The 20674-nt window shown below is 67.5% G+C and carries 20 protein-coding genes; 6 read left to right on the top strand and 14 right to left on the bottom strand.

Going from position 1 to position 20674, the window contains the following annotated elements:
* Window positions 1-30: 30 nt before the first annotated feature.
* Window positions 31-1425, bottom strand: a complete 1395-nt coding sequence (locus BRO63_RS19440; protein WP_088141485.1) for an aldehyde dehydrogenase family protein — start codon at window positions 1423-1425, stop codon at window positions 31-33.
* A gap of 74 nt (window positions 1426-1499) precedes the next feature.
* Window positions 1500-3071: a GMC family oxidoreductase gene (locus tag BRO63_RS19435; protein ID WP_088141374.1), complete on the bottom strand. Its 1572-nt coding sequence runs from the start codon at window positions 3069-3071 to the stop codon at window positions 1500-1502.
* 173 nt (window positions 3072-3244) lie between these two features.
* Here BRO63_RS19435 and BRO63_RS19430 point away from each other — a divergent pair, with 173 nt between their 5' ends.
* Complete coding sequence (locus BRO63_RS19430) at window positions 3245-4153, top strand: LysR family transcriptional regulator (protein ID WP_088141373.1); 909 nt, start codon at window positions 3245-3247, stop codon at window positions 4151-4153.
* Between the two features lie 160 nt (window positions 4154-4313).
* On the opposite strand, the gene rpsT is transcribed toward BRO63_RS19430, so the two are convergent.
* From rpsT to BRO63_RS19380, 10 genes are all read right to left on the bottom strand, one after another.
* Window positions 4314-4577 carry a 30S ribosomal protein S20 gene (gene rpsT / locus BRO63_RS19425; protein WP_006396042.1) on the bottom strand — a complete coding sequence of 88 codons (264 nt, stop codon included), beginning with the start codon at window positions 4575-4577 and terminating at the stop codon, window positions 4314-4316.
* Between the two features lie 265 nt (window positions 4578-4842).
* The gene (locus tag BRO63_RS19420) at window positions 4843-5811 is read right to left on the bottom strand and encodes a FecR domain-containing protein (RefSeq protein WP_088141372.1); all 969 of its coding nucleotides are present in this window, start codon (window positions 5809-5811) and stop codon (window positions 4843-4845) included.
* Between the two features lie 191 nt (window positions 5812-6002).
* Entirely contained in the window at window positions 6003-7562 is a 1560-nt protein-coding gene (murJ, locus tag BRO63_RS19415) for a murein biosynthesis integral membrane protein MurJ (RefSeq protein ID WP_088141371.1), read from the bottom strand.
* 110 nt (window positions 7563-7672) lie between these two features.
* Complete coding sequence (locus BRO63_RS19410) at window positions 7673-8431, bottom strand: 3-hydroxyacyl-CoA dehydrogenase (protein ID WP_088141370.1); 759 nt, start codon at window positions 8429-8431, stop codon at window positions 7673-7675.
* A gap of 133 nt (window positions 8432-8564) precedes the next feature.
* Window positions 8565-9221 carry an adenylate kinase gene (gene adk, locus BRO63_RS19405; protein ID WP_088141369.1) on the bottom strand — a complete coding sequence of 219 codons (657 nt, stop codon included), beginning with the start codon at window positions 9219-9221 and terminating at the stop codon, window positions 8565-8567.
* Window positions 9222-9312: 91 nt separating this feature from the next.
* Window positions 9313-10077: a 3-deoxy-manno-octulosonate cytidylyltransferase gene (gene kdsB, locus BRO63_RS19400; protein WP_088141368.1), complete on the bottom strand. Its 765-nt coding sequence runs from the start codon at window positions 10075-10077 to the stop codon at window positions 9313-9315.
* An 11-nt stretch (window positions 10078-10088) separates the two neighbouring features.
* Window positions 10089-10271, bottom strand: coding sequence for a Trm112 family protein (locus tag BRO63_RS19395; RefSeq protein ID WP_088141367.1), 183 nt, complete (start codon window positions 10269-10271; stop codon window positions 10089-10091).
* A 64-nt stretch (window positions 10272-10335) separates the two neighbouring features.
* Window positions 10336-11379: a tetraacyldisaccharide 4'-kinase gene (gene lpxK, locus BRO63_RS19390; protein WP_088141366.1), complete on the bottom strand. Its 1044-nt coding sequence runs from the start codon at window positions 11377-11379 to the stop codon at window positions 10336-10338.
* Window positions 11376-11789: an ExbD/TolR family protein gene (locus BRO63_RS19385; RefSeq protein WP_088141365.1), complete on the bottom strand. Its 414-nt coding sequence runs from the start codon at window positions 11787-11789 to the stop codon at window positions 11376-11378. Before BRO63_RS19385 ends, lpxK begins: the two co-directional genes overlap by 4 nt.
* Window positions 11786-12409, bottom strand: a complete 624-nt coding sequence (locus tag BRO63_RS19380) for a MotA/TolQ/ExbB proton channel family protein (RefSeq protein WP_088141364.1) — start codon at window positions 12407-12409, stop codon at window positions 11786-11788. The genes BRO63_RS19385 and BRO63_RS19380 overlap by 4 nt, the downstream gene beginning before the upstream one ends.
* 351 nt (window positions 12410-12760) lie before the next feature.
* Between BRO63_RS19380 and xseA the strand changes: the two genes are divergently transcribed.
* The 5 genes from xseA to pcaF all read left to right on the top strand — a co-directional run bounded on the left by xseA (window position 12761) and on the right by pcaF (window position 19711).
* Complete coding sequence (gene xseA / locus BRO63_RS19375; protein WP_088141363.1) at window positions 12761-14128, top strand: exodeoxyribonuclease VII large subunit; 1368 nt, start codon at window positions 12761-12763, stop codon at window positions 14126-14128.
* Between the two features lie 182 nt (window positions 14129-14310).
* Window positions 14311-14889 carry a superoxide dismutase [Fe] gene (gene sodB, locus BRO63_RS19370; protein ID WP_088141362.1) on the top strand — a complete coding sequence of 193 codons (579 nt, stop codon included), beginning with the start codon at window positions 14311-14313 and terminating at the stop codon, window positions 14887-14889.
* Window positions 14890-15168: 279 nt separating this feature from the next.
* Window positions 15169-16863, top strand: a complete 1695-nt coding sequence (locus BRO63_RS19365) for a methyl-accepting chemotaxis protein (RefSeq protein ID WP_088141361.1) — start codon at window positions 15169-15171, stop codon at window positions 16861-16863.
* A gap of 72 nt (window positions 16864-16935) precedes the next feature.
* Window positions 16936-18330: a chloride channel protein gene (locus tag BRO63_RS19360; RefSeq protein WP_088141360.1), complete on the top strand. Its 1395-nt coding sequence runs from the start codon at window positions 16936-16938 to the stop codon at window positions 18328-18330.
* Window positions 18331-18505: 175 nt separating this feature from the next.
* Window positions 18506-19711, top strand: a complete 1206-nt coding sequence (pcaF, locus tag BRO63_RS19355) for a 3-oxoadipyl-CoA thiolase (RefSeq protein ID WP_088141359.1) — start codon at window positions 18506-18508, stop codon at window positions 19709-19711.
* 86 nt (window positions 19712-19797) lie between these two features.
* On the opposite strand, the gene BRO63_RS19350 is transcribed toward pcaF, so the two are convergent.
* Window positions 19798-20205, bottom strand: a complete 408-nt coding sequence (locus BRO63_RS19350; protein ID WP_256943066.1) for a DUF192 domain-containing protein — start codon at window positions 20203-20205, stop codon at window positions 19798-19800.
* A 189-nt stretch (window positions 20206-20394) separates the two neighbouring features.
* The gene (locus BRO63_RS19345; protein WP_006220277.1) at window positions 20395-20640 is read right to left on the bottom strand and encodes a cold-shock protein; all 246 of its coding nucleotides are present in this window, start codon (window positions 20638-20640) and stop codon (window positions 20395-20397) included.
* Window positions 20641-20674: the final 34 nt, after the last annotated feature.

The raw sequence follows: 20674 nt of genomic DNA, 5'->3' as shown, positions 1-20674 counted from the left end.
TTTTCTAATGGATGTTCTGGCTCGTCGGCGCTACCCGAGGCCAGGCTTGAGCGCGATGTGCTTGTATTCGATGAAGTCCTCCAGTGCGGCGAGGCCGTTCAGGCGTCCGAGTCCGGACTGCTTGAAGCCGCCTTCCTCGGTGCCGTCATAGACCTTGGCCCAGTCGTTGATCCAGACCGAGCCGGCGTCGATCGCTTGCGCGACCCGCAGCGCCCGGTCCACATCGCGGGTCCAGACGCTGGCGGCAAGACCATATTCGTTGTCGTTGGCCAGCCGGACCGCCTCGGCCTCGTCATTGAAGCGCTGGATCGTCAGCACCGGGCCGAAGGTCTCTTGCTGCACGATGGCCAAACGGTTGTCGGAAACTTCCAGCAGCGTGGGGCGATAGAAGGCGCCGCGGGCCAGGGGGCCAGTGTTTATCGGGCCGCCGCGCTCGACGACGCCGGCGCCGGCGGCGATCGCCGCATCGACGGCCTGGTCCACGCGTTCGACGTTGGCGCGGTCGATCAAGGGCCCCATGTCGCTGTCCGGATCTGCTGCCGGGCCGACCTTGACCCTGCGCAGCCGGCTGGCGAGTCCTTCGCGGACCGCCGCGTAGATGCCGTTGTGCGCCAGCACTCGGGATCCGGTCATGCAGAACTGCCCGCTGAACACCGTGAGCGCTTTCTCCAGTACCGGTAGCGCGGCCTCCACGTCCGCGTCGTCGAAGAGGATCATCGGCGTCTTGCCGCCCAGTTCCATGCCGAAGCGTTTCAGGCGCTTGGCGCCGGCGCTGCCAATCGCGCGACCCGTGCGGGTGGATCCGGTAAAGCTGACGACAGGGACCTCGGGCGAGTCCACGAGATAAGCGGAGCCGTCGGACCCGCTTTCGAAGAACAGGTTGATGACGCCATCCGGGAGATCCTGCGCTTCGGCCATGATTTCGGCCATGAAGCTGGCGGTCTGCGCCACCTGGCCCGGCAGCTTGACGACGGCGGTGCAGCCCGCTGCCAGGGCCGGCGCCAGCGACCGTATCGTCAGCACGGCCGGAGAATTCCAGGGCGCGATCACGGCCGCCACGCCCATGGGTTTGCGTAGGACCATGGAGACGCTGCCGGGCCTGGGCGTGAGCGCCCGGCCGCTATCCAGCAGGGCGGCGGCGGCCGCGTAGCGCAGCTTGCCTGGAATCATGTCGAGTTCGAAGCCGGCTTCGCTCTTGATCTTGCCGTTTTCGAGCGAGAGGATGTCCAGCAGCCGGTCGCGGTTGCGTTCGAAGGCCTGCGCAAGCTGCTCCAGCACGCGGGCGCGCAGCTCGTGGTCGTGTGCCCAGGGAGTCGCATGGAAAGCTTGCGCAGCGGCGGCGACGGCGGATCTGGCGGCCAGCAGGCCGTTGTCGGGATAGTGGCCGATGACGTTGTAGGTGGCGGGATCGATGGACTCGCTCATGGGGCCTTCGGAGCGCTGGACGCCGCCGATCCAGTTGTATGCCTTGCGCGGCCTGGTGTTGTTCGCGGCGGTGTTCACGGTTTGGCCTCCGTGGTCCTGATCCAGTGGCTGACGCGCTCGGCCAGCATGACCACCGTGGGGTTGGTGGCGACCGAGGGGACATCCGGGAAGCTGGATGCGTCCGCGACCCGCAGCGCGGCGATGCCGCGCACGCGCCCCTGGTAGTCCGTCACGGCGTCGGGGTCCCTATCGCCGCCCATGGGCGCGGTCGAAGCGGGGTGATGATAGATGTCTAGCGCTTTGGGCAGCGCCGCTTCCAGCGCCGTGGCGTCCGCGGCGGCCGGGCCGGGCACGAGTTCCTGCGCGATGATTTCGGATAGCGGGCCCTGGCTCGCGATCCGGCGGATCAATTGGATGCCCTCGACCATCAGCTCCCGGTCGCGCGCCGTCCCCAGGATGTTGAGGTCGATGAGCGGAGCGGTACGCGGATCACGGTCCCGCAGCTTGAGCGTGCCGATGGAGCTGGGTCGGGTCAGCGCCAGGGCCAGCATGAAGATCGCGCCCGTGGGCGAGTCGGCGGGGTCGCCGTAGTGCACGGCGCTGACGTGCAGATCGCCGTCGCCGGGGCCGGCTTTGGACGACTGCGTCCAAAGAATCGCGCCGACTGGCGGAATGGGTAGCCCCAGGCGTTCGGGGTGGGCTGCCCAGATCGTGAAGTAGAAGGGGTGTTCCTGCAGGCGCCGCCCGACCGGTAGATCGGCCGCAACCGGAATGCCCAGCGCCTGGAGGTCGGCGGCGGGACCGATGCCCGAGCGCAGCAGGATGGCCGCCGACCCGTAGGCGCCGGCCGACAGCACGATCTCGCCAGCGGCGATCCGCTGGCCGTCGGCCAGGATCAGGGCTTGCGCCCGGCCGTCCTTGATCTCGACGCGGTCCGCCAGCGTTTCGCTGAGGATCGTCAGGTTGGGGCGGGCCCTTACGGCGTCTGAAAGATAGGTCATGCCTGTGTTCAGCCGCTGGCCCATGCGGTTGTTCATGGGGTAGGGGCCGACGCCGAATGGGGAGTCGCCGTTGAAGTCCTGCACCCTGGGATGGCCCGCCATCTGGGCCGACACCAGGAAGGCGCGCTGCATGTCGGAAATCTCGTCGTCCTGCAACTGGTGCACGGGCTCGGGGCCTGCTCGGCCATGGCATTGGTCCGCGCCCGAGGCGGTCCATTCGCTGCCGCGGAAGAATGGCAGCACGTCGACGATGGACCAATGCGGCAGGCCGGCCTGGGTCCAGCGTTCGAAGTCGGCGGCGGGCGCCCGCATCCAGACGCCGGCATTCACGGCCGAGGAACCGCCCAGCACCTTGCCGCGCGGGACGGGGAAGGATTTTCCGCTCCAGCCCGGCAGGGAGGCGTATCCCCAGTCGTGCCTGGCGTCGCCGCCGATGATGTGCTGGGCGCGGACGGCGTCCGGATAGGCGTGCGGCGGATAGGCTGGGCCGGCCTCGACCAGCAGCACGCGGCGGCCCGCGTCTTCGCTCAGGCGGCTGGCCAGCACGGCGCCCGCGGAACCGCCTCCCGCCACGATGATGTCGAAGGCGGCGTTCTCAAATTCTGAATTTTCCGACCCCTTGGGGTGGCGCAGTCCTGTATTCATAGCGTTCCCGGCTGAAAATTTCGAGCTTGTGTCAGGATGGGAGGTCCAATCGCATCGGACACTGATCGGATTCAGGCTGTCGCGGCCGGTCAGCAAATCACCCACTGGGGTGCATCATTCATCGGTACTGCCGCCAACAGAAGACGGGCGGCGGTCTCTAGACTCGCGAGCATATGTCCGGAACCTTCTCGATCGAATCGTTCAGTGCGATGGTGGCCTTCGCGGCCACCGTCGAATCCGGCAGTTTTGCCGCGGCCGGGCGCAAGCTGGGCCTGTCTGCTTCGGCGGCGGGCAAGGCGGTCGAAAGGCTGGAGCTGAAATTGGGCGTGCGGCTGCTGCATCGCAGCACCCGTTCGCTGGGCCCGACCGGCGAGGGCGAGGTCTTGTACCGTTATGTCAGCAAGATCCTGAAGGATCTCCAGGAGGCGGAACGCGAATTGCAGCTGCTCCAGAACACGCCTCGCGGCCGCCTCAAGATCAGCGTCCCCACGGTGATGGGGCGCAGGATCGTGTTGCCGGCGCTCAGCGACTTCCATTCGCGCTTTCCCGAGGTCGTGGTCGACATCAATCTCGACGACCTGATCGTCGACGTGATCGAGGACGGATACGACGTCGTGCTGCGCCTGGGCGAACTGGAGGATTCCGGGTTGCAGGCCCGCAGCATCGGCCCGCACTCGTTCACGACTTGCGCCTCGCCTGCCTACCTGGCGCGCCACGGCATTCCTCGGACCCCGGCGGACCTCAGTGATCATCACTGTATCCACTATCGCTTTCCGACCACGGGACGGCCGGAAACCTGGGCCTTCAAGGGCGTGCAGCCGGGCAAGCTGCCCAAGCCTTCCGGCGTCTTGAACGATGGCGAAGCCCTGGCTTCCGCCGCGATCAGCGGATTGGGGATCGTGCAGGCGCCCAGCTACCTGGTAAAGGAGGATGTGGCGGCAGGGCGGTTGCAGCCAGTGCTCGAGGACTACACGGAAAACCGCGGCAGCGTATCGCTGCTATGGCCGCCCAGGTCGGCGGAAATCGCCAGGGTCCGCGTGTTCATCGACTTCTTCGCCGAACGGATCGCTGCGCAGCTGTAGCTGGGTCGAGCGAAAGCCGTGCTCGGGCCTCGGCTGGGCGGGATGGCGCGCGTCGGGCAAAGGCCGCTGCGGCGGCCAGGAACGCAAAAAAGGATGCCCAGGGGCATCCTTTTTCATTTGCCGTATTCGTGACGCCCTGAGAACAGGGCGGCAGAATGGCTTAGGCCAGCGCCTTGATGGCGGCAGCCAGGCGGCTCTTGTGGCGAGCGGCCTTGTTCTTGTGGATGATGTTCTTGTCGGCCACGCGATCGATCACGCTGGAGGCCTTCTGGAACACTTCGCCAGCCGCAGCCTTGTCGCCAGCGGCGATGGATTGGCGAACGCGCTTGATGGCGGTGCGCAGCATCGAGCGCAGGCTGGAATTGTGCTTGTTGCGCTCAACGGATTGGCGAGCGCGCTTGCGGGCTTGGGCGGTATTGGCCATGTTGCTATATAAGTTGAATTCGGCAAAGTCGAACATTGTAGCAAGTCCCTACGGGAATGCAAGCTTTTAATGTCTGATCAACCGATGGAGCGCCCGTCAACCGGGCGGGGGGCGCTGCGGGAAGAATTCCCTGGGCTGGGGAGCCCTTGCGGATGGTCCTCATGCACAGTCTTGAGGAAGACCCGTGGCGCCTACTGGATAAAAACACCGTGCTTAGTATACAACGAGAAGCCCCTCTGGCGGCACGGCGCGCACACCGGCGTTGTCAGGTGGCGACGTTGATCGAGACAAACCAGGGCGTGAAGCGGCGGACGTGGATGGGCATCATGTCGCGCAGCGTATCGAGCGCGGCGTCGGTGTCGTCCAGCGGGAAATGGCCGGATACCGGCAGGCCGCCGGCGGCCATGGACACGCGCAGCGTGCCGCTGCGGTAGGGGCGCAGGGCGGCGATCACTTCGGCCAGTGGGCGGCCGCGGGCTTCGACCCAGCCGGCTTCCCAGGCGGCCTCGGCCATGAGCTCGGCGCGCGGGGTGTCCATGCGGGCGGCATCGAACCGGGCGCCGGTACCGGCACGGACGGTGCCGTGGGCGCCGGACATGGTCTCGACCTCGACCTCGTGTTCATGCACCACCACCAGCGTGCGCTGGGCTTGCTGGCGCACCATGTAGCGGGTGCCCAGGGCGCGGACCGTGCCTTCGGCCGTCTGGACCAGGAAGGGGCGGCGCGCGTCGGGGGCTACCGACACCGTCACGGCGCCATCCAGCAGGCGGACCTGGCGGTAGGCGGGGGTGAAATCCAGGTTGACGCGGCTGCGGGCGTCCAGCAGCAGCTGGCTGCCGTCGGATAGCACGTAGCGGCGGCGTTCGCCGGTGGCCGTGGCGGCATCGGCCGCGACGTTGCCCAGGGGGTAGAAGGCATTGCCCACGTAAGCCGCGCAGGCGCCGGTACCGGCGAGCGCCAGCGCGCCGGTCAGAAAGCGGCGGCGCGGCGGCGTGATGGCGGGCCCGGGAGGGGCGGCGAGGGGCGGAACGGGCTGGCTGGCCGTGGCGTAGCCAACGGGGTAGGCGTCGCCAAGCCGGCCGAAGGTCGATCCTTCGAGCGATCCGGTCAGCTGTTGCCAGGCGTTTTCATGGGCTGGGTCGGCAGCGCGCCACGCCAGGAAATTGTTGTAGTCCTGTGCGGTCGCCTTGCCGGAACGCAATAACAGCAGCCAATTGATTACCTGGTCCGCCATGGGTTGTCCTTGGGCGTACTTCACTTCATGTCCCCGCAGTGCTTCAAGGGGGATCCTTTCGATGGCAATTTGTAAATAATAAAGGTTTTTTACCAAAGATTACCGGCTGATTGTCAATTCTTGACGAATCTAATGCAAAAAAGCCGGCACTAGACCGGCTTTCGGGGTGTATATAGACAGATTGTCCGAACTTAACGCGCCGGACGTCGGCCGAAGTCCCTAGGACGGAAGCCAAACAGTAACAACATTCCGAAGTAGACCGCGCCGCTGGCTGCCAGCACGCCGGCCAGCCAGGCCACCCGCTGCCAGGAATGGGCCTGCAGGGCGATCCAGTCGATGCGCCCGTCCGCATACCAGAGCAAGGCCGCCAGCGCCGCCAGGGCGGGCAAGAGGCGCAGCGCGAACGCGGCCCAGCCGGGGCCGGGCTGGTAGACGCCGCGGCGGCGCAGCCCGATCAGCAGCGCCAATGCGTTCAGGCAGGCGCCCAGGCCGATGGCCAGGGCCAGCCCGGCATGGGCCATCAACGGCACCAGCACCAGGTTCATCAGCTGCGTCAGGATGAGGACGCCGATGGCGATCTTCACCGGCGTGCGGATGTCCTGCTTGGCGTAGAAGCCGGGCGCCAGGATCTTCACCGCCAACAGCCCGATCAGCCCGGCGGAATAGGAAATGACCGCCAGGCGGGTCTGGCTCACGTCCTGGGCGGCGAAGGCGCCGTAGTGGAACAGGGTGGCGACCAGGCCATCGGACAGCAGCGCCATGCCCACCGCTGCCGGCAGGCCCAGCAGCAGCACCAGGCGCAGGCCCCAGTCCAGCAGTCCGCTGTAACCGCCGTGGTCGTCGCGGGCATGGGCCGCGGACAGGCTGGGCAGCAGCACCGTGCCCAGCGCCACGCCCAGCAGCGCCGTGGGGAATTCCATCAGGCGGTCGGCGAAGGACAGCCAGGTGACGCTGCCCGGCGTCAGCCAGGTGGCGATATTGGTGTTGATCAACAGCGAGATCTGCGCGACCGAGACGCCCAGGGTGGCGGGCGCCATCTGCTTGAGGATGCGCTGCACCGTGGGGTCGCTCCAGGCTTCGCGGAACCGCAGCGTAAAGCGCGGGGTCAAGCCGAGCCGGGCCAGGGCGATCCATTGCACGGCCAGTTGCGCCAGGCCGCCGATCATGACGCCGATGGCCAGCGCGTAGACCGGTACGTCCATGCGCGGCGCGAGCCAGATGCAGGCGGCGATCATGGCCAGGTTGAGCAGCACCGGCGTGAAGGCTGGCACGGCGAAGCGGCGCCAGGTATTGAGCACGCCCGAGGCGAAGGCGATCAGCGACATGCAGAAGATGTAGGGGAACATCACCCGCGTCATCCAGACCGCGGCGCCGAATTCGGTGTCGCGGGCCGCGCCGCGCAGGCCGCTGGCCATGGCCGATACCACCCAGGGCGCGGCGACGATGCCGATGAGCGTGATCAGCATCAGCGCCGCCGTCAGCAGCAGGGCCACGCGGTCCAGCAAGGTGCGGACTTCGGCTTCGGAGCGGTTGTTGCGGGCTGCGCCCAGGATGGGCACGAAGGCCTGGGCGAAAGCGCCTTCGGCGAACAGGCGGCGCAGCAGGTTGGGAATGCGGAAAGCGACCCAGAAGGCGTCGGTGATGGGGCCGGCGCCGAAAGCGCGGGCCACCAGGATGTCGCGGATCAGGCCGGAAATGCGGGACAGCAGGGTGAAGCTGCTGACCGTGGCCGCCGAACGAAACAGGCTCATGGATAGGACTACTGAAAAAAAACGGGCCGGTCCGGCCCGGCGAGGCTGCGCGCAAGCGCGAGACGCCCAATGAAAACAGGCCCACCTGGTGGGCCTGTCTTTGTACTACATCACTTCGGCGGCATGCGGATGGCGCCGTCCAGGCGGATGGTTTCGCCGTTCAGCATGTCGTTGGTGATGATGCTGTGGACCAGCTTGGCGTAGTCTTCCGGGCGGCCCAGGCGGGCGGGGAAGGGAATGCTGGCGGCCAGCGAGTCCTGCACTTCCTGCGGCATGCCGAAGATCATGGGCGTGCCGAAGATGCCGGGGGCGATGGTCATGCAGCGGATGCCGGTCTTGGACAGGTCGCGCGCGATGGGCAGGGTCATGCCGGCCACGCCGGCCTTGGAGGCGGCGTAGGCGGCCTGGCCGATCTGGCCGTCGAAGGCCGCGACGGAGGCGGTGTTGATCATCACGCCGCGTTCGCCGGTGGGCTCGGGCGCGTTGGCGCTCATGGCTTCGGCGGCCAGGCGCATCATGTTGAAGCTGCCGATCAGGTTGATCGACACGACCTTCTGGAACAGTTCCAGCGGATGCGCGCCGTTCTTGCCCACGATCTTGGCGGCGGGCGCGACGCCGGCGCAGTTCACCAGGCCAAAGAGCGTGCCCAGCTCGAGCGCGGCGGCCACGGCGTTCTTGCCGTCGGCTTCCTGGGTCACGTCGCAGTGGACGTAGCGCTGGCCCAGTTCCTTGGCCAGGGCCGAGCCCGGCTCGTCCTGCACGTCGGCGATGACGACCTTGGCGCCGTTTTCGACCAGCATGCGCACCGTGCCGGCGCCCAGTCCGGACGCGCCGCCCGTGACGATGAATACCTTGTTCGCGATTTCCATGTGTCTACCACCAGTGAGTTCTAGGGATGAAAGCGGCGCGGCAGGCGCCGGATATGACTAGGCCTTCGGGGCCGGCCGGACGCGATGCGTTCCGGTGCCAGCGCCGAAGGCCTGTGAGCCATCGAGGCGCCGATCAGCCTTGGACGGCTGCGAACAGGCGCGCCTTGATTTCCTCGACCGCGCCGACGCCGGAGATCTTGCGGTACTTAGGCGCGTCGGCGGGATTCTGCTGGGCCCAGGACGAGTAGTAGTCGACCAGGGGGCGGGTCTGTTCGCGGTACACGGACAGGCGGTTGCGCACGGTGTCCTCGCGGTCGTCGTCGCGCTGGATCAGTTCTTCGCCGGTGACGTCGTCACGGCCTTCGACCTTGGGCGGGTTGAAGCGCACGTGGTAGCTGCGGCCGCTGGGCTGGTGCACGCGGCGTCCGCTCATGCGTTCGATGATGTCTTCCTCGGGGACTTCGATTTCCACCACGTAGTCCAGCTTGACGCCGGCGCTCTTGAGCGCGTCGGCCTGCGGGATGGTGCGGGGGAAGCCGTCGAACAGGTAGCCGTTGGCGCAGTCGGACTGCTTCAGGCGGTCCTGCACCAGGCCGATGATGATCTCGTCGGAAACCAGGCCGCCGGCATCCATGACCTTCTTGGCTTCGATGCCCAACGGCGTGCCCGCTTTGACCGCGGCGCGCAGCATGTCGCCGGTGGAGATCTGGGGAATGCCGAAGTGTTGGGTGAGAAACGCGGCCTGGGTGCCTTTGCCGGCGCCGGGAGGTCCGAGCAAGATGAGACGCATGAGTGCTCCTGAAGGGGTGTATTTTTTGTGATCCGGGGAATTATGCCGCAATGCAGCAGCCGATGCGGAGCCGCGCCATAGGAAATAACCCTTATATCTGCTTGCTGTAGACCAGTCGGACGCGCTCCAGGTCCGCCGGGGTATCTACGCCCGCGGCAGGAGGGTGGGACGCCCGATGGACGACGATGACGTGGCCGTGTTCCATGGCCCGCAGCTGTTCCAGCGATTCGAAGCGCTCCAGCGCGCCTTGCGGCAGGGTCGGATAGCGGCGCAGGAACGACACCCGGTACGCATACAGGCCGATGTGGTGCCAGGCGGGCAGGCCGTCGGCCAGCACGCGCTCGCCCGAGGCCAGCGCGTCGCGCGCCCAGGGGATCGGGGCGCGCGAGAAATACAGGGCGCGATCGTTCGCGGCGCAGACCAGCTTCACCACGTTGGGGTTGAACAGCGCCTCCGCGTTGGCCAGGGGGCAGGCGCAGGTGGCGATGTCGGCCTCGGGGCTGGCCTGCAGCTTGGCCGCGACCGCGTCGATGAGTTCGGGTTCGATCAGCGGCTCGTCGCCCTGTACGTTGACCACGATGGCGTCGTCGGGCAGGCCCAGCTGTTCCACGGCTTCGGCCAGGCGGTCGGTGCCGGTCGGGTGGTCGGCGCGGGTCATCAGCGCCTGCAGCCCGTGCGCCTGCGCCGCCTGCTGGACGCGGAGGTCGTCGGTGGCCACGTAGACGCGCGAGGCGCCGGACAGCGCCGCGCGCTCGGCGGTACGCACGACCATGGGCTTGCCGGCGATGTCGGCCAGCGGCTTGTCGGGCAACCGGGTCGAGGCGGTGCGCGCCGGGATCAGGGCGATGAAGCTCATGCGCGGCGCTTTCAGTGCGTGGCGGGGGCGTCGTCCAGCGCGCGGGCTTCCGATTCCAGCATGACGGGGATGCCGTCGCGCACGGGGAAGGCCAGGCGGTCGGCGCGGCAGACCAGTTCGGCTTGCTGCCGGTCGTGTTCGAGGCGGCCCTTGCACAGCGGGCAGACGAGGATGTCGAGTAGGCGGGATTCCATGACCGGAATTCTAAAGCAGTTTGCCTGGGGCCGGGCCGCGCGGCGCCGCCAGGCGGACGGTTTGCTAGGGCCGGGCCGGCTGGCGCAGCGCCTGTGCCAGCCAGTCGAACAGCTGCGGGTCGGAAAAGCCCGCGCGCACGGGCACTTCCCACAGGCGCGCATCGTTCAGGGCGGCGCATTTGATCGCGTCCTTGGACGTGACCAGGATGGCCTCGGCCGTGAGCGCCTGGAAGGGCGATTCGGCGTAGTCGTGATGATCGGGCAGGGCGAGCGCGGTTTCCAGCTGGATGCCGGCGCTGCGCAAGGTGGTGAAGAAGCGCTCCGGATTGCCGATGCCGGCGGCCGCCGCGATGCGCGGCTGGCCGGCGAAGTCCGCCAGGGGGCGCGTGCCGCGGCCCGAGACCTGGCGCGTGTCGCCCGGTTCCAGCCACATGCGGACCTGGCGCGGCCGCTGGCCGGCGCTGGCGGGTGGCGGCTGGCCGTCGGGCGTGCCGATGTTCGTCACCACCACGTCGACCTCCCGCAGCCGTTCGGCCGGTTCGCGCAAGGGGCCGGCGGGCAGCAGGCGGCCATTGCCCACGCCGCGCTCGTCCTGCACCACGATTTCGACGTCGCGCGCCAGCGCCAGATGCTGCAGGCCGTCGTCCGAGACGATCACGTCCACCTTGGGGTGGGCCTGCAGCAGGGCCTGGGCGGCCAGGGCGCGCTTCGGGTGCACGGCGACCGGGGCGCCCGTGGCGCGGGCGATCAGGGCGGGTTCGTCTCCGAAGCGGGCGGCTTCGAGTTGGCCCAGCCCGACGCGGGCGTGCGGGCCGACCTTGACGCCGTAGCCGCGGCTGACGACGCCCGGGGTATAGCCGCGAGACCGCAACGCTTCAACGGTGGCGATGACCATGGGGGTCTTGCCCGTGCCGCCGACATAGATGTTGCCGATCACCACGACGGGAACGGGGGCGCGGTAGGAACGGCGCGTGCCGTCCAGATAGCGCTGGCGCTTGCGCGCCACCTCCCAGGCGGTCAGCCGGGACAGGGGCAGCAGCAGATTGGAGAGCCAGCCGCCGCGCTGCCATTGGCGCGCCAGCAGCGTCGAGGCACGTTTGGCGCTCACCGGGTGGTCTGCGCGGCGAAGTTGACGCGGCCGATGCCAGCCAGGCGGGCGGCTTCCATGACGTTGATCACGGACTGGTGGGTGGCCTGGGCGTCGGCGTTGATGACGACCAGCGGTTCGGTCTTGCCGGCCGCCGCCTGGCGCAGGGCGTCGGCGATTTCCGGCGGCGTGGAGACGTCGATGAGCGTGCCGTTGAGCGCATAGCGCCCATCCTGGCTGATGGCGACTTCCAGCGCCGGAGGCGTGTCCTGTTCCATCGAGGCCTGGGGCAGCGTCACCTTCAGCTGGGTGAAGCGCGCGAAGGATGTGGTTGCCGCCAGGAAGATCAGGATGACCAGCAGCACGTCGATGAGCGGAATCAGGTTGATATCCAGCTCATCGCGGTCGCCGCGGGGGCCGCGGAAATTCATGAACGGCCCTCGCGCATGGCGGAGCCGGGGGAGACGGCGCGGACCAGGCGCGCCGCGGTTTGTTCCATGGCGCTGAGGTAGCCGTCGACGCGGCCGCGCAGATAACGGTGCGCGATCATGGCGGGAATCGCGATGAGGATGCCGAAGCCGGTGTTGTACAGCGCCATCGAGATGCCGCGCGCCAGTTGCGCGGGATCGCCGCCGCCGGGGGTGTAGGAGCCGAAGATCTCGATCATGCCGATCACGGTGCCGAACAGGCCCATCAGGGGCGCGACCACGGCGATGGTGCCGATGGCGGAAATGTAGCGGCTGAGGTCATGGGCCACGGCGCGGCCGGCGTCCTCGACCACGTTGCGCAGTTCCTCGCGCGGCAGGTGGCGGTGACGCATCACTTCGGCCAGGATCCGGCCCAGCGGCGAATTCCGTTCGAGACGGTTGATGGATTCGGGCGTGTCCTGGCGGTTGCGCAGCATTTCAGCCACTTGGTCGCTCAGGCCGCGCGGCATGACCAGCCCGCGGCGCAGCGAGAGGAAGCGCTCGAAGATCAGCGCCAAGCCCAGGACGGATGTCGCCAGCAGGGGCCAGATCGGCCAGCCGGCCTCGCGCAGTATGGAAAGCAAAGCGTTCAACTCCCGGGGGGAACCGGCGCGCAAGACGGCGCGAGCCGGTATCTGATCAAGCCGAAACTGTAACGGTGCGGCAGGGGCGTGGCAAGTCGGTACGACCCCCAATCTATCCACAGATCTTGTGGATAATTCTGTGCAAAACTTCCCGGGAAGGCTTGTGGGCACAGGGCTTGCACTTGTTTGCTTCAATTGAGAGCAGCTTCGTTTTTCCTAAAATCACATAAAAATCAATAAGTTAATTCGAATTTGCTGGCTTTCGGGCCGGTTGGGGGAAATTTGCTGGGACGCGGTATGATTGCGGCCCGCTACGCGGCTCCTGTGGACAGGTACGCATCGGAAAGCCCCATGACAATTGAATCTACAGTCACAAACAACGTATTTGCGCGGGATATCCTGACGGTTGCCCAGCTGAATCAAGCCGTGGGGCAGTTGTTGGAGCGCAGCATCCCGGCGCTGTGGGTGCGCGGAGAGATTTCCAACTTCACGGCGGCGGCTTCCGGGCATTGGTACTTCACGCTCAAGGACAGCCGGGCCTCCGTGCGCGCCGTCATGTTCAGAAGCCGCGCCAGCGCGGTGGGCTTTACCCCGCGCGCCGGCGATCAGGTCGAAATCCGGGCCCGCGTGTCCCTGTATGAGCCGCGCGGCGACTATCAGCTGCAGGCTGACGCCATGCGGCGGGCCGGACTAGGCAATCTGTACGAGGCGTTCTTGCGCCTGAAGGAGCAGCTGGCTGCCGAAGGCCTGTTCGATCCGTCCGTCAAGCGCGAACCCGTGCGCCTGCCGCGGGCCGTCGGCGTGATTACGTCCCTGCATGCCGCGGCGCTGCGGGACGTGCTGTCGGCGCTGGCGCGCCGCGCGCCCCAGGTGCCCGTGATCATCTATCCGGCGCCGGTCCAGGGGGCGGATGCCGCAGGGCGGCTGGCGGCCCAGGTGCGCATGGCCAACCAGCGCGCCGAAGTCGACACGCTGCTGCTGGTGCGTGGCGGCGGCAGCATCGAGGATCTCTGGAGCTTCAACGACGAGGCGCTGGCCCGCGAGGTCGCGGGCAGCGCCATTCCGGTCATCAGCGGGGTGGGGCACGAAACGGATTTCACCATCGTCGATTTCGTGGCCGACGTGCGCGCGCCGACGCCGACCGCCGCCGCCGAGCTGGCCTGCGTGCCGCGTTCCGAATTGCTCGGCCGGGTCATGCAGGCGGCGCAGGCGATGACACGCGGCCAGCAGCGCCGGCTGGAGCGCGCCGCGCAGCGGCTGGACCGCGCTGCGGCGCAATTGGTGTCCCCGGCCCAGCGCCTGGAACATCAGCGCGAGCGCCTGAACAGCCTGCGCTTCCGTCTGGCGACCGCCTGGTCCGGCCCCCAGGAGCGCCGCGCCGCGCGCGTCAACCTGCTGACGCAGCGCCTGGCGCATCGCGTGCCCGATACCGGCCGTGCCGCCGACCGCCTGGCGGGCGCCGCGCGGCAACTGGGCCAGGCGCACGCGCGGCTGCTGGTGCAGCGGCGCAACCGGCTGGCGTCCGCCACGGCGCAACTGCGCGCGCTGGACCCGGGCAACACGCTGGCGCGCGGCTACGCCATCGCGCGCGATGACCAGGGCCGCATCGTGCGGGACGGGGCCGCGCTGGCGGCGGGGCAAGCGCTGGACCTGAGTTTCGCGCAAGGCGGCGCCGAAGTCGCGGTCACGCGCAGCCGCGATACGCGCGAAGCGTCCTGAGCGCCGGCCTGCGCGATTGCGCGGCGCTCAAGAGCCCCTGCGCGCGCCGCATGTGCACATGCTTCCAGTCATAAGCAGATGCGTCCCTTAACCCCGCGCGGGCGCGGGGTTAACGCGGTATCCTCAGTAGTTGCCGATACAATTGACCGGCTTGATCGTGCACTCAACAGAAGGAACCTCACATGGCACATACTCTTCCCCCCCTGCCTTACGAACTGGACGCGCTGGCTCCGCACATCTCCAAGGAAACTCTGGAGTTCCACTACGGCAAGCATCACCAGACCTACGTCACGAACCTGAACAACCTGATCCCGGGCACGGAATTCGAAACGCTGTCGCTGGAAGACATCGTGAAGAAGTCCTCGGGTGGCATTTTCAACAACGCCGCCCAGGTCTGGAACCACACCTTCTACTGGAACAGCCTGGCTCCCAAGGCTGGCGGCGCTCCCACCGGCAAGCTGGCTGACGCCATCAACGCCAAGTGGGGCAGCTTTGACGCCTTCAAGGAAGCCTTCAACAAGTCGGCCGCCGGCAACTTCGGTTCGGGCTGGACCTGGCTGGTCAAGAAGGCCGACGGCTCGGTCGACATCGTCAACACCAGCAATGCCGCCACCCCGCTGACCACGGCCGACAAGGCGCTGCTCACCTGTGATGTGTGGGAACACGCCTACTACATCGACTACCGCAATGCCCGTCCCAAGTACCTGGAAAATTTCTGGGCGCTGGCGAACTGGGAATTCGCGGCCAAGAACTTCGCCTGACCGGCAAAGTCTGGCCCGCCGCGGCATCGCGCCGCGGCCCCGCTGGCAAACCCCTCGCGCAAGCCTGGGGTTTTCTTTTTGTTCAGCAAAAATTCAGCCTGTGAAATCCCTGTCGATTGTCGAATTCATTGCGGGGAAATGAAGAAGAAACCGGCTTTTCTTCCGGGTTATCCCTAGGTTTGCGAGCCACTATCGTTGGCCCCGGTCGACGACTGAACCACGGGGTCCACGGCCGCGGCATGCCCGCCATAAACCGTGGTAACTACAGGGAAGGGAAGCATGTTGCGGTTATTTTCGGGTTTGCGCATTGGCGCGCGCCTGTCGGGCGCGTTTCTGCTGGTGGCAGTGATAGGCGGTGCGATCGGGGGCTTCGGGGTTTGGGGCCTGGCGCGCATCAATGAAATGAACGACCGGCTTTACGACACCGAGCTGCGCGGCATCTCGGACATCAAGGAAGCCAATATCAATCTGATCTATGCGGGCCGCGCCCGCAGCGGCTACCTGGCCGCGTCCACCGACAAGGAGCGCCAGGCGCTGCGCAAGCAGTTCGACGACGCCGTGGCCGCTATGGACGCCCTGCGCGAAAAGGCTGCCGCCAATTTCTATTCGGAAGAGGGCAAGCGCCTGCTGGCGCAGTTCACCGAGACCGAGCAGGTCTGGAAGCGCGAATCCGCCGCTTTCTTTGCCGCCGCGCAGGCCCGGCCGCTGACCCAGGCCGATCCGCAAGTGGCCGAGATCGAGGCGCGCGTGATCGCCTCGTCGCAGAAGCTGGATGACCTGATGACGACCTTGGCGAAGGCCAAGGAAAACGTCGCGGCGCAAAGCGTGCAGGCGGGCACGGACCTGTATGAAACGTTGCGCGCCGTCATGATCGTCCTGGCTGTGATCGGCGTCGCGGTCGGCATGTTGCTGGGCTGGCTGGTGACGCGCGGCATCGTGCGCCCGCTGGAACAGGCCGTGACGGCCGCGCGCCAGGTTGCGGCCGGCGATCTGACGACCGACATCCAGGTCGCCACGCGTGACGAAACCGGCGACCTGATGGGCGCGCTCAAGACCATGAATGAAAGCCTGGCGCGCATCGTCAAGGACGTGCGCGACGGCTGCGAAAGCATCGCCTCGGCGTCCTCGCAGATCGCGCAGGGCAACGCCGACCTGTCGCAGCGTACCGAGGAACAGGCCTCGTCGCTGGAGGAAACCGCGGCGTCGATGGAGCAGCTGACCAGCACCGTGCAGCAGAACGCCAACAACGCCAGCGAAGCGGACCGCCTGGTCAACCAGGCTTCCACCGTGGCGGTGCGCGGCGGCGAGGTGGTGGAGGGCGTGGTCCAGACCATGAGCGCGATTTCCGACAGCTCGCGCCGCATCGCCGACATCACGGGCGTGATCGACGGCATCGCCTTCCAGACCAACATCCTGGCGCTCAACGCCGCCGTGGAAGCGGCGCGCGCGGGCGAGCAGGGCCGCGGCTTCGCCGTGGTGGCGGGCGAGGTGCGCACGCTGGCGCAGCGCTCGGCGGTGGCGGCCAAGGAGATCAAGGCCCTGATCGACGAGTCGGTCACGCGCGTCGAGGGCGGCACGCGCCAGGTCGACGAGGCCGGCCGCACCATGCGTGAAGTGGTGGATAGCGTGCGCCAGGTCGCCACCCTGGTGCGCGAAATCGCCAGCGCATCGGAAGAGCAGTCCGCCGGCATCGGCCAGGTCAACCAGGCCGTGGCGCAGATGGACACCGTGACCCAGCAGAACGCGGCATTGGTGGAGGAGGCGGCCGCTGCCGCCGCCAGCATGCAGGAACAGGCCACCCGCCTGGCCCAGGAAGTGCGCCGCTTCAAGGTGGAAGCGGGCGGCGGATCGGCCCGCGAAGCCCAGGTCCGCCTGGTGCAGGCCGTGCCCGTGGCGTCGCGCAAGCAGCCGGCCGTGCCCGCAGCGCGTCCCGCGCTGGCGCAGGCTTCGGACGACGACTGGTCGACGTTCTGATCCTGCGTTGTGGGCTGCCGGTCAGGTGGGAGTGGTAAGGTTAGCCACCTCCAACCGAGCCGGCTTGTGCCCATGAACCTGCCCGACCCCCTACGCCGGCTGCTGGCCGGCCCGCGCCGATGGGCGCATCGCAAGGTGCGCCAGATCAACCGCCTGTCGCGCAAGAGCGTTCAGATGGGGCTGCTGCTGGGGGGCGCCGGCCTGGTGGCGCTGATGTCGCTGGGCTTTGCCTATCTGGCCGACAAGGCGTTGGAATGGAACCGCGAGTGGGTGGCCTACAACGGCTGGCTGGCGCTGCTGGTCCTGCCGCTGAGCCTGGCGGCCTTGCGCTGGCTGACCTTGCGCTTCGCACCCAACGCGTCGGGCAGCGGCATTCCCCAGGTCATCGGCGCCTTGTCGCTGCCGCCGGGCGCCAGCCAGAACAGCCTGGTGGCGCTGGGGCAAACCCTCTGGAAGATTCCGCTCGCGTTTTTCGGCATGCTGGCCGGCGCGTCGATCGGCCGCGAAGGGCCGTCGGTCCAGGTGGGCGCCGCGCTGATGCTGGCCTGGGGCGACTTCTGGAAGCGGCGCGGCGTGCAGTTGCGCGGCTTCCATGCCAATGAACTGATCGCCGCCGGGGCCGCGGGCGGCCTGGCCGCCGCCTTCAACGCGCCGCTGGCCGGCGTCATCTTCGCCATCGAGGAACTCGGACGCGGCACCGTGCTGCGCTGGCAGCGGCTGGTGCTGATCGGCGTGCTGGCCTCGGGCTTTCTGGTCGTGGCCGTGGTCGGCAACAACCCCTATTTCGGCGTGTTCGGCGGCGCGCCGCTGGCGCATGGCATGGTGATGTGGGTGGCCATCTGCGCGGCCCTCAATGGTGCATTGGGCGGCATATTCGCCCGGCTGCTCGGCAAGGGGGCGGCCGGCAGCGCGCCACTCTCCTGGCGCGCCTGGATCCGCGCGCATCCGATCTGGACGGCCTTCATCATGGGCCTGGTCCTGGCGCTGATCGGGCTGGCCACGGCCGGCAGCGTCTACGGCACGGGCTATGGCGTGGCCGCCGACCTGCTGTCGGGCAAGGACACGGCGCCCGCCAGCTTCGGCCTGGCCAAGCTGGCCGCGACCGTCGCTTCGTATTGGGCGGGCATACCGGGCGGCATCTTCACGCCGGCCCTGACCACGGGCGCGGGCATCGGCCACCATATCTGGCAACTGGCGGGAGAGGGCGTGGACCACCGCGTGCTGGTGCTGATTTCGATGGCCGCCTTCCTGGCCGCCGCGACCCAGGCGCCGCTGACCGCCAGCGTGGTGGTGATGGAAATGACGGGCAGCCAGCCCATGTTGTTCTGGCTGCTGGTCGGGTCCCTGCTGGCCTCGGGCGTGTCGCGCCAGTTCTGCCCGCAACCGTTCTATCACCTGGCCGCGGGGCGCTTCCGCAGGCAGGCCATCGTCGACGCCGGGCGCGCCGCCAGGCCGCCCGCGGCCTGAGTCGGCAGCCCCGATTCGCGCGTTGCCATGGTGCGCGCGGCGCGCACCGTCGGGGTGAACAGCCATTGGACACTGTCCGTGCAGCGGACATCCTGCGGGCGCACCAACTTGGCGCGAAAGCGCTGCGTTAAGATCCCTCCGATCCGGATTTTTTCTCACTTACTTCGAGCTTCCCATGACCGTGCATGCTTTCATTTGTGATGCGATCCGCACCCCCTTCGGCCGCTACGGCGGCGCGCTGGCTTCCGTGCGCCCCGATGATCTCGCCGCCGTAGCCATCAAGGCGCTGGTGGCGCGCAATCCCGGCGTGCGCTGGGAAGAACTGGACGACGCCATCATGGGCTGCGCCAACCAGGCGGGTGAAGACAACCGCAACGTGGCCCGCATGGCCACGCTGCTGGCCGGCCTGCCGATCGAAGTGCCCGGCGCCACCGTCAACCGCCTGTGCGGTTCGGGCCTGGACGCCATCGGCGGCGCCGCCCGCGCCATCCGCGCCGGCGAAGCCGGCCTGATGCTGGCCGGCGGCGTGGAAAGCATGAGCCGCGCGCCTTTCGTCATGGGCAAAGCCGACAGCGCGTTCTCGCGCAGCGCCGCGATTTACGACACCACCATCGGCTGGCGCTTCATCAACAAGCTGATGAAGGCGCAATACGGCGTGGACTCGATGCCCGAAACGGCCGAGAACGTCGCCGACGATTTCAAGATCAGCCGCGCAGACCAGGACCTGTTCGCGCTGGCCAGCCAGCAGAAGACCGCCCGCGCACAGAAGGAAGGCTTCTTCGACGCCGAGATCGTGCCGGTGTCGATCGCCCAGAAGAAGGGCGATGCCATCGTCGTCAGCAAGGACGAACACCCGCGTGAAACCACGCTGGAATCGCTGGCCAAACTGAAGGGCGTGGTCCGCGAAGGCGGCACCGTCACCGCCGGCAACGCCTCGGGCGTCAACGACGGCGCCGCCGCGCTGCTGCTGGCCGACGAAAAGGCCGCCGCCCGCCATGGCCTGACCCCGCGCGCCCGCGTGGTCGGCATGGCCACGGCCGGCGTCGCGCCGCGCATCATGGGCATCGGCCCGGCGCCCGCCACGCTGAAGGTGCTGGCCCAGACCGGCCTTACGCTTGCGCAGATGGACGTGATCGAACTGAACGAGGCGTTTGCCGCCCAGGGCCTGGCCGTGCTGCGCCAACTGGGCATCGCCGACAACGACCCGCGCGTGAACCCCAACGGCGGCGCGATCGCCCTGGGCCACCCGCTGGGCGCCAGCGGCGCGCGCCTGGCCACCACCGCGATCAACCAGCTGCACCGCACCGGCGGCCGCTACGCGCTGTGCACCATGTGCATCGGCGTGGGCCAGGGCATCGCCCTGATCATCGAACGCGTGTGATCGCCTGGCGCGCTGCGGCTCGCAGCGCGCTGGAACGAAAAGGGAGCCTCCAGGGCTCCCTTTTCATGTCTGCCGACGGGCTCGCCTCAGGGCAGGCCGTCCAGTTTCTTGCCGGCCTTGATGCCATGCTGATCGAACCAGCCTTGGGCCATTTCCAGCGCATACCGCACCGGCTTCTTGGCGCAGTGCGGGTCTTCGGTCTGTGGCGCCATGTCCTCGATGTTGACGATCGTGCCATCGTCGGCGATAAAGGCAATCGAGAGCGGCAGCAGGGTGTTGCGCATCCAGAAGCACTGCACGTCGGGTTGTTCGAAGACGAACAGCATGCCGTCGTTGCCGGGCAGCTCCTTGCGGAACATCAGGCCGTCGCGGCGGGTCGCTTCCGTGTTCGCGACTTCTGCGCGGATAATATGGATGCCGGCCGAGAGCTGGGTGGTGGGCAGAGGGGCTTGCGGGCCGGTCTGCTGCGCGCCGGCCGCCGCGGGCAGGGCCATCGCGATGGCGGCCAGGGTTTTCGGCAGGAGGTTTCTGAAGAACGCTGTCTTGAACAACGTGAGGCTGACAGGAATTAAAACGGCGTTCTTGGGCATGGCCTGGCGTAATGAATGAAAAATAACAAGGCGGGGCTCGAAAGCCCCGCCTGAATAATGGCGCAACCTTACCGTTGCGCTTTAAAGGGTAACTCAGGCAGCCGTGATATTAAGCGCCTGCTTGCCTTTGGGCCCCTGAATAATCTCGAAGGCCACTTTCTGGCCTTCCTTCAGGGTTTTAAAACCATTCATCTGGATGGACGAAAAATGGGCGAACAGATCTTCACCGCCGTCGTCGGGCGTAATGAAGCCGAACCCCTTTGCATCGTTGAACCATTTGACGGTGCCCGTCGATTTGGGATTGTCCCCTTGGACGGCGGTTGCGGTCGTATCAGACATGCGGACTGCCTCATTGAATCGTATGTTGACGAAG

Origin of the sequence: Achromobacter xylosoxidans (assembly GCF_002192695.1) — a bacterium.
GTDB classification, from domain to species: domain Bacteria; phylum Pseudomonadota; class Gammaproteobacteria; order Burkholderiales; family Burkholderiaceae_B; genus Achromobacter; species Achromobacter xylosoxidans_C.
Note: the sequence above shows the minus strand (reverse complement) of the source record. Positions and strands in the feature narration are given on the sequence as shown.

Bases quoted from the DNA above. Each gene is read 5' to 3' on its own strand.
- kdsB (WP_088141368.1), bottom strand. From the start codon at position 10,077: ATGAGCTTCATCGCCCTGATCCCGGCGCGCACCGCCTCGACCCGGTTG.
- murJ (WP_088141371.1), bottom strand. From the start codon at position 7,562: ATGAGCCTGTTTCGTTCGGCGGCCACGGTCAGCAGCTTCACCCTGCTG.
- BRO63_RS19410 (WP_088141370.1), bottom strand. From the start codon at position 8,431: ATGGAAATCGCGAACAAGGTATTCATCGTCACGGGCGGCGCGTCCGGA.
- rpsT (WP_006396042.1), bottom strand. From the start codon at position 4,577: ATGGCCAATACCGCCCAAGCCCGCAAGCGCGCTCGCCAATCCGTTGAG.
- BRO63_RS19440 (WP_088141485.1), bottom strand. From the start codon at position 1,425: ATGAGCGAGTCCATCGATCCCGCCACCTACAACGTCATCGGCCACTAT.
- BRO63_RS19350 (WP_256943066.1), bottom strand. From the start codon at position 20,205: ATGGCCCTGCCCGCGGCGGCCGGCGCGCAGCAGACCGGCCCGCAAGCC.
- BRO63_RS19360 (WP_088141360.1), top strand. From the start codon at position 16,936: ATGAACCTGCCCGACCCCCTACGCCGGCTGCTGGCCGGCCCGCGCCGA.
- BRO63_RS19365 (WP_088141361.1), top strand. From the start codon at position 15,169: ATGTTGCGGTTATTTTCGGGTTTGCGCATTGGCGCGCGCCTGTCGGGC.
- BRO63_RS19385 (WP_088141365.1), bottom strand. From the start codon at position 11,789: ATGAATTTCCGCGGCCCCCGCGGCGACCGCGATGAGCTGGATATCAAC.
- xseA (WP_088141363.1), top strand. From the start codon at position 12,761: ATGACAATTGAATCTACAGTCACAAACAACGTATTTGCGCGGGATATC.
- BRO63_RS19420 (WP_088141372.1), bottom strand. From the start codon at position 5,811: ATGGCGGACCAGGTAATCAATTGGCTGCTGTTATTGCGTTCCGGCAAG.
- sodB (WP_088141362.1), top strand. From the start codon at position 14,311: ATGGCACATACTCTTCCCCCCCTGCCTTACGAACTGGACGCGCTGGCT.
- pcaF (WP_088141359.1), top strand. From the start codon at position 18,506: ATGACCGTGCATGCTTTCATTTGTGATGCGATCCGCACCCCCTTCGGC.
- BRO63_RS19395 (WP_088141367.1), bottom strand. From the start codon at position 10,271: ATGGAATCCCGCCTACTCGACATCCTCGTCTGCCCGCTGTGCAAGGGC.
- adk (WP_088141369.1), bottom strand. From the start codon at position 9,221: ATGCGTCTCATCTTGCTCGGACCTCCCGGCGCCGGCAAAGGCACCCAG.
- BRO63_RS19435 (WP_088141374.1), bottom strand. From the start codon at position 3,071: ATGAATACAGGACTGCGCCACCCCAAGGGGTCGGAAAATTCAGAATTT.
- BRO63_RS19430 (WP_088141373.1), top strand. From the start codon at position 3,245: ATGTCCGGAACCTTCTCGATCGAATCGTTCAGTGCGATGGTGGCCTTC.
- BRO63_RS19345 (WP_006220277.1), bottom strand. From the start codon at position 20,640: ATGTCTGATACGACCGCAACCGCCGTCCAAGGGGACAATCCCAAATCG.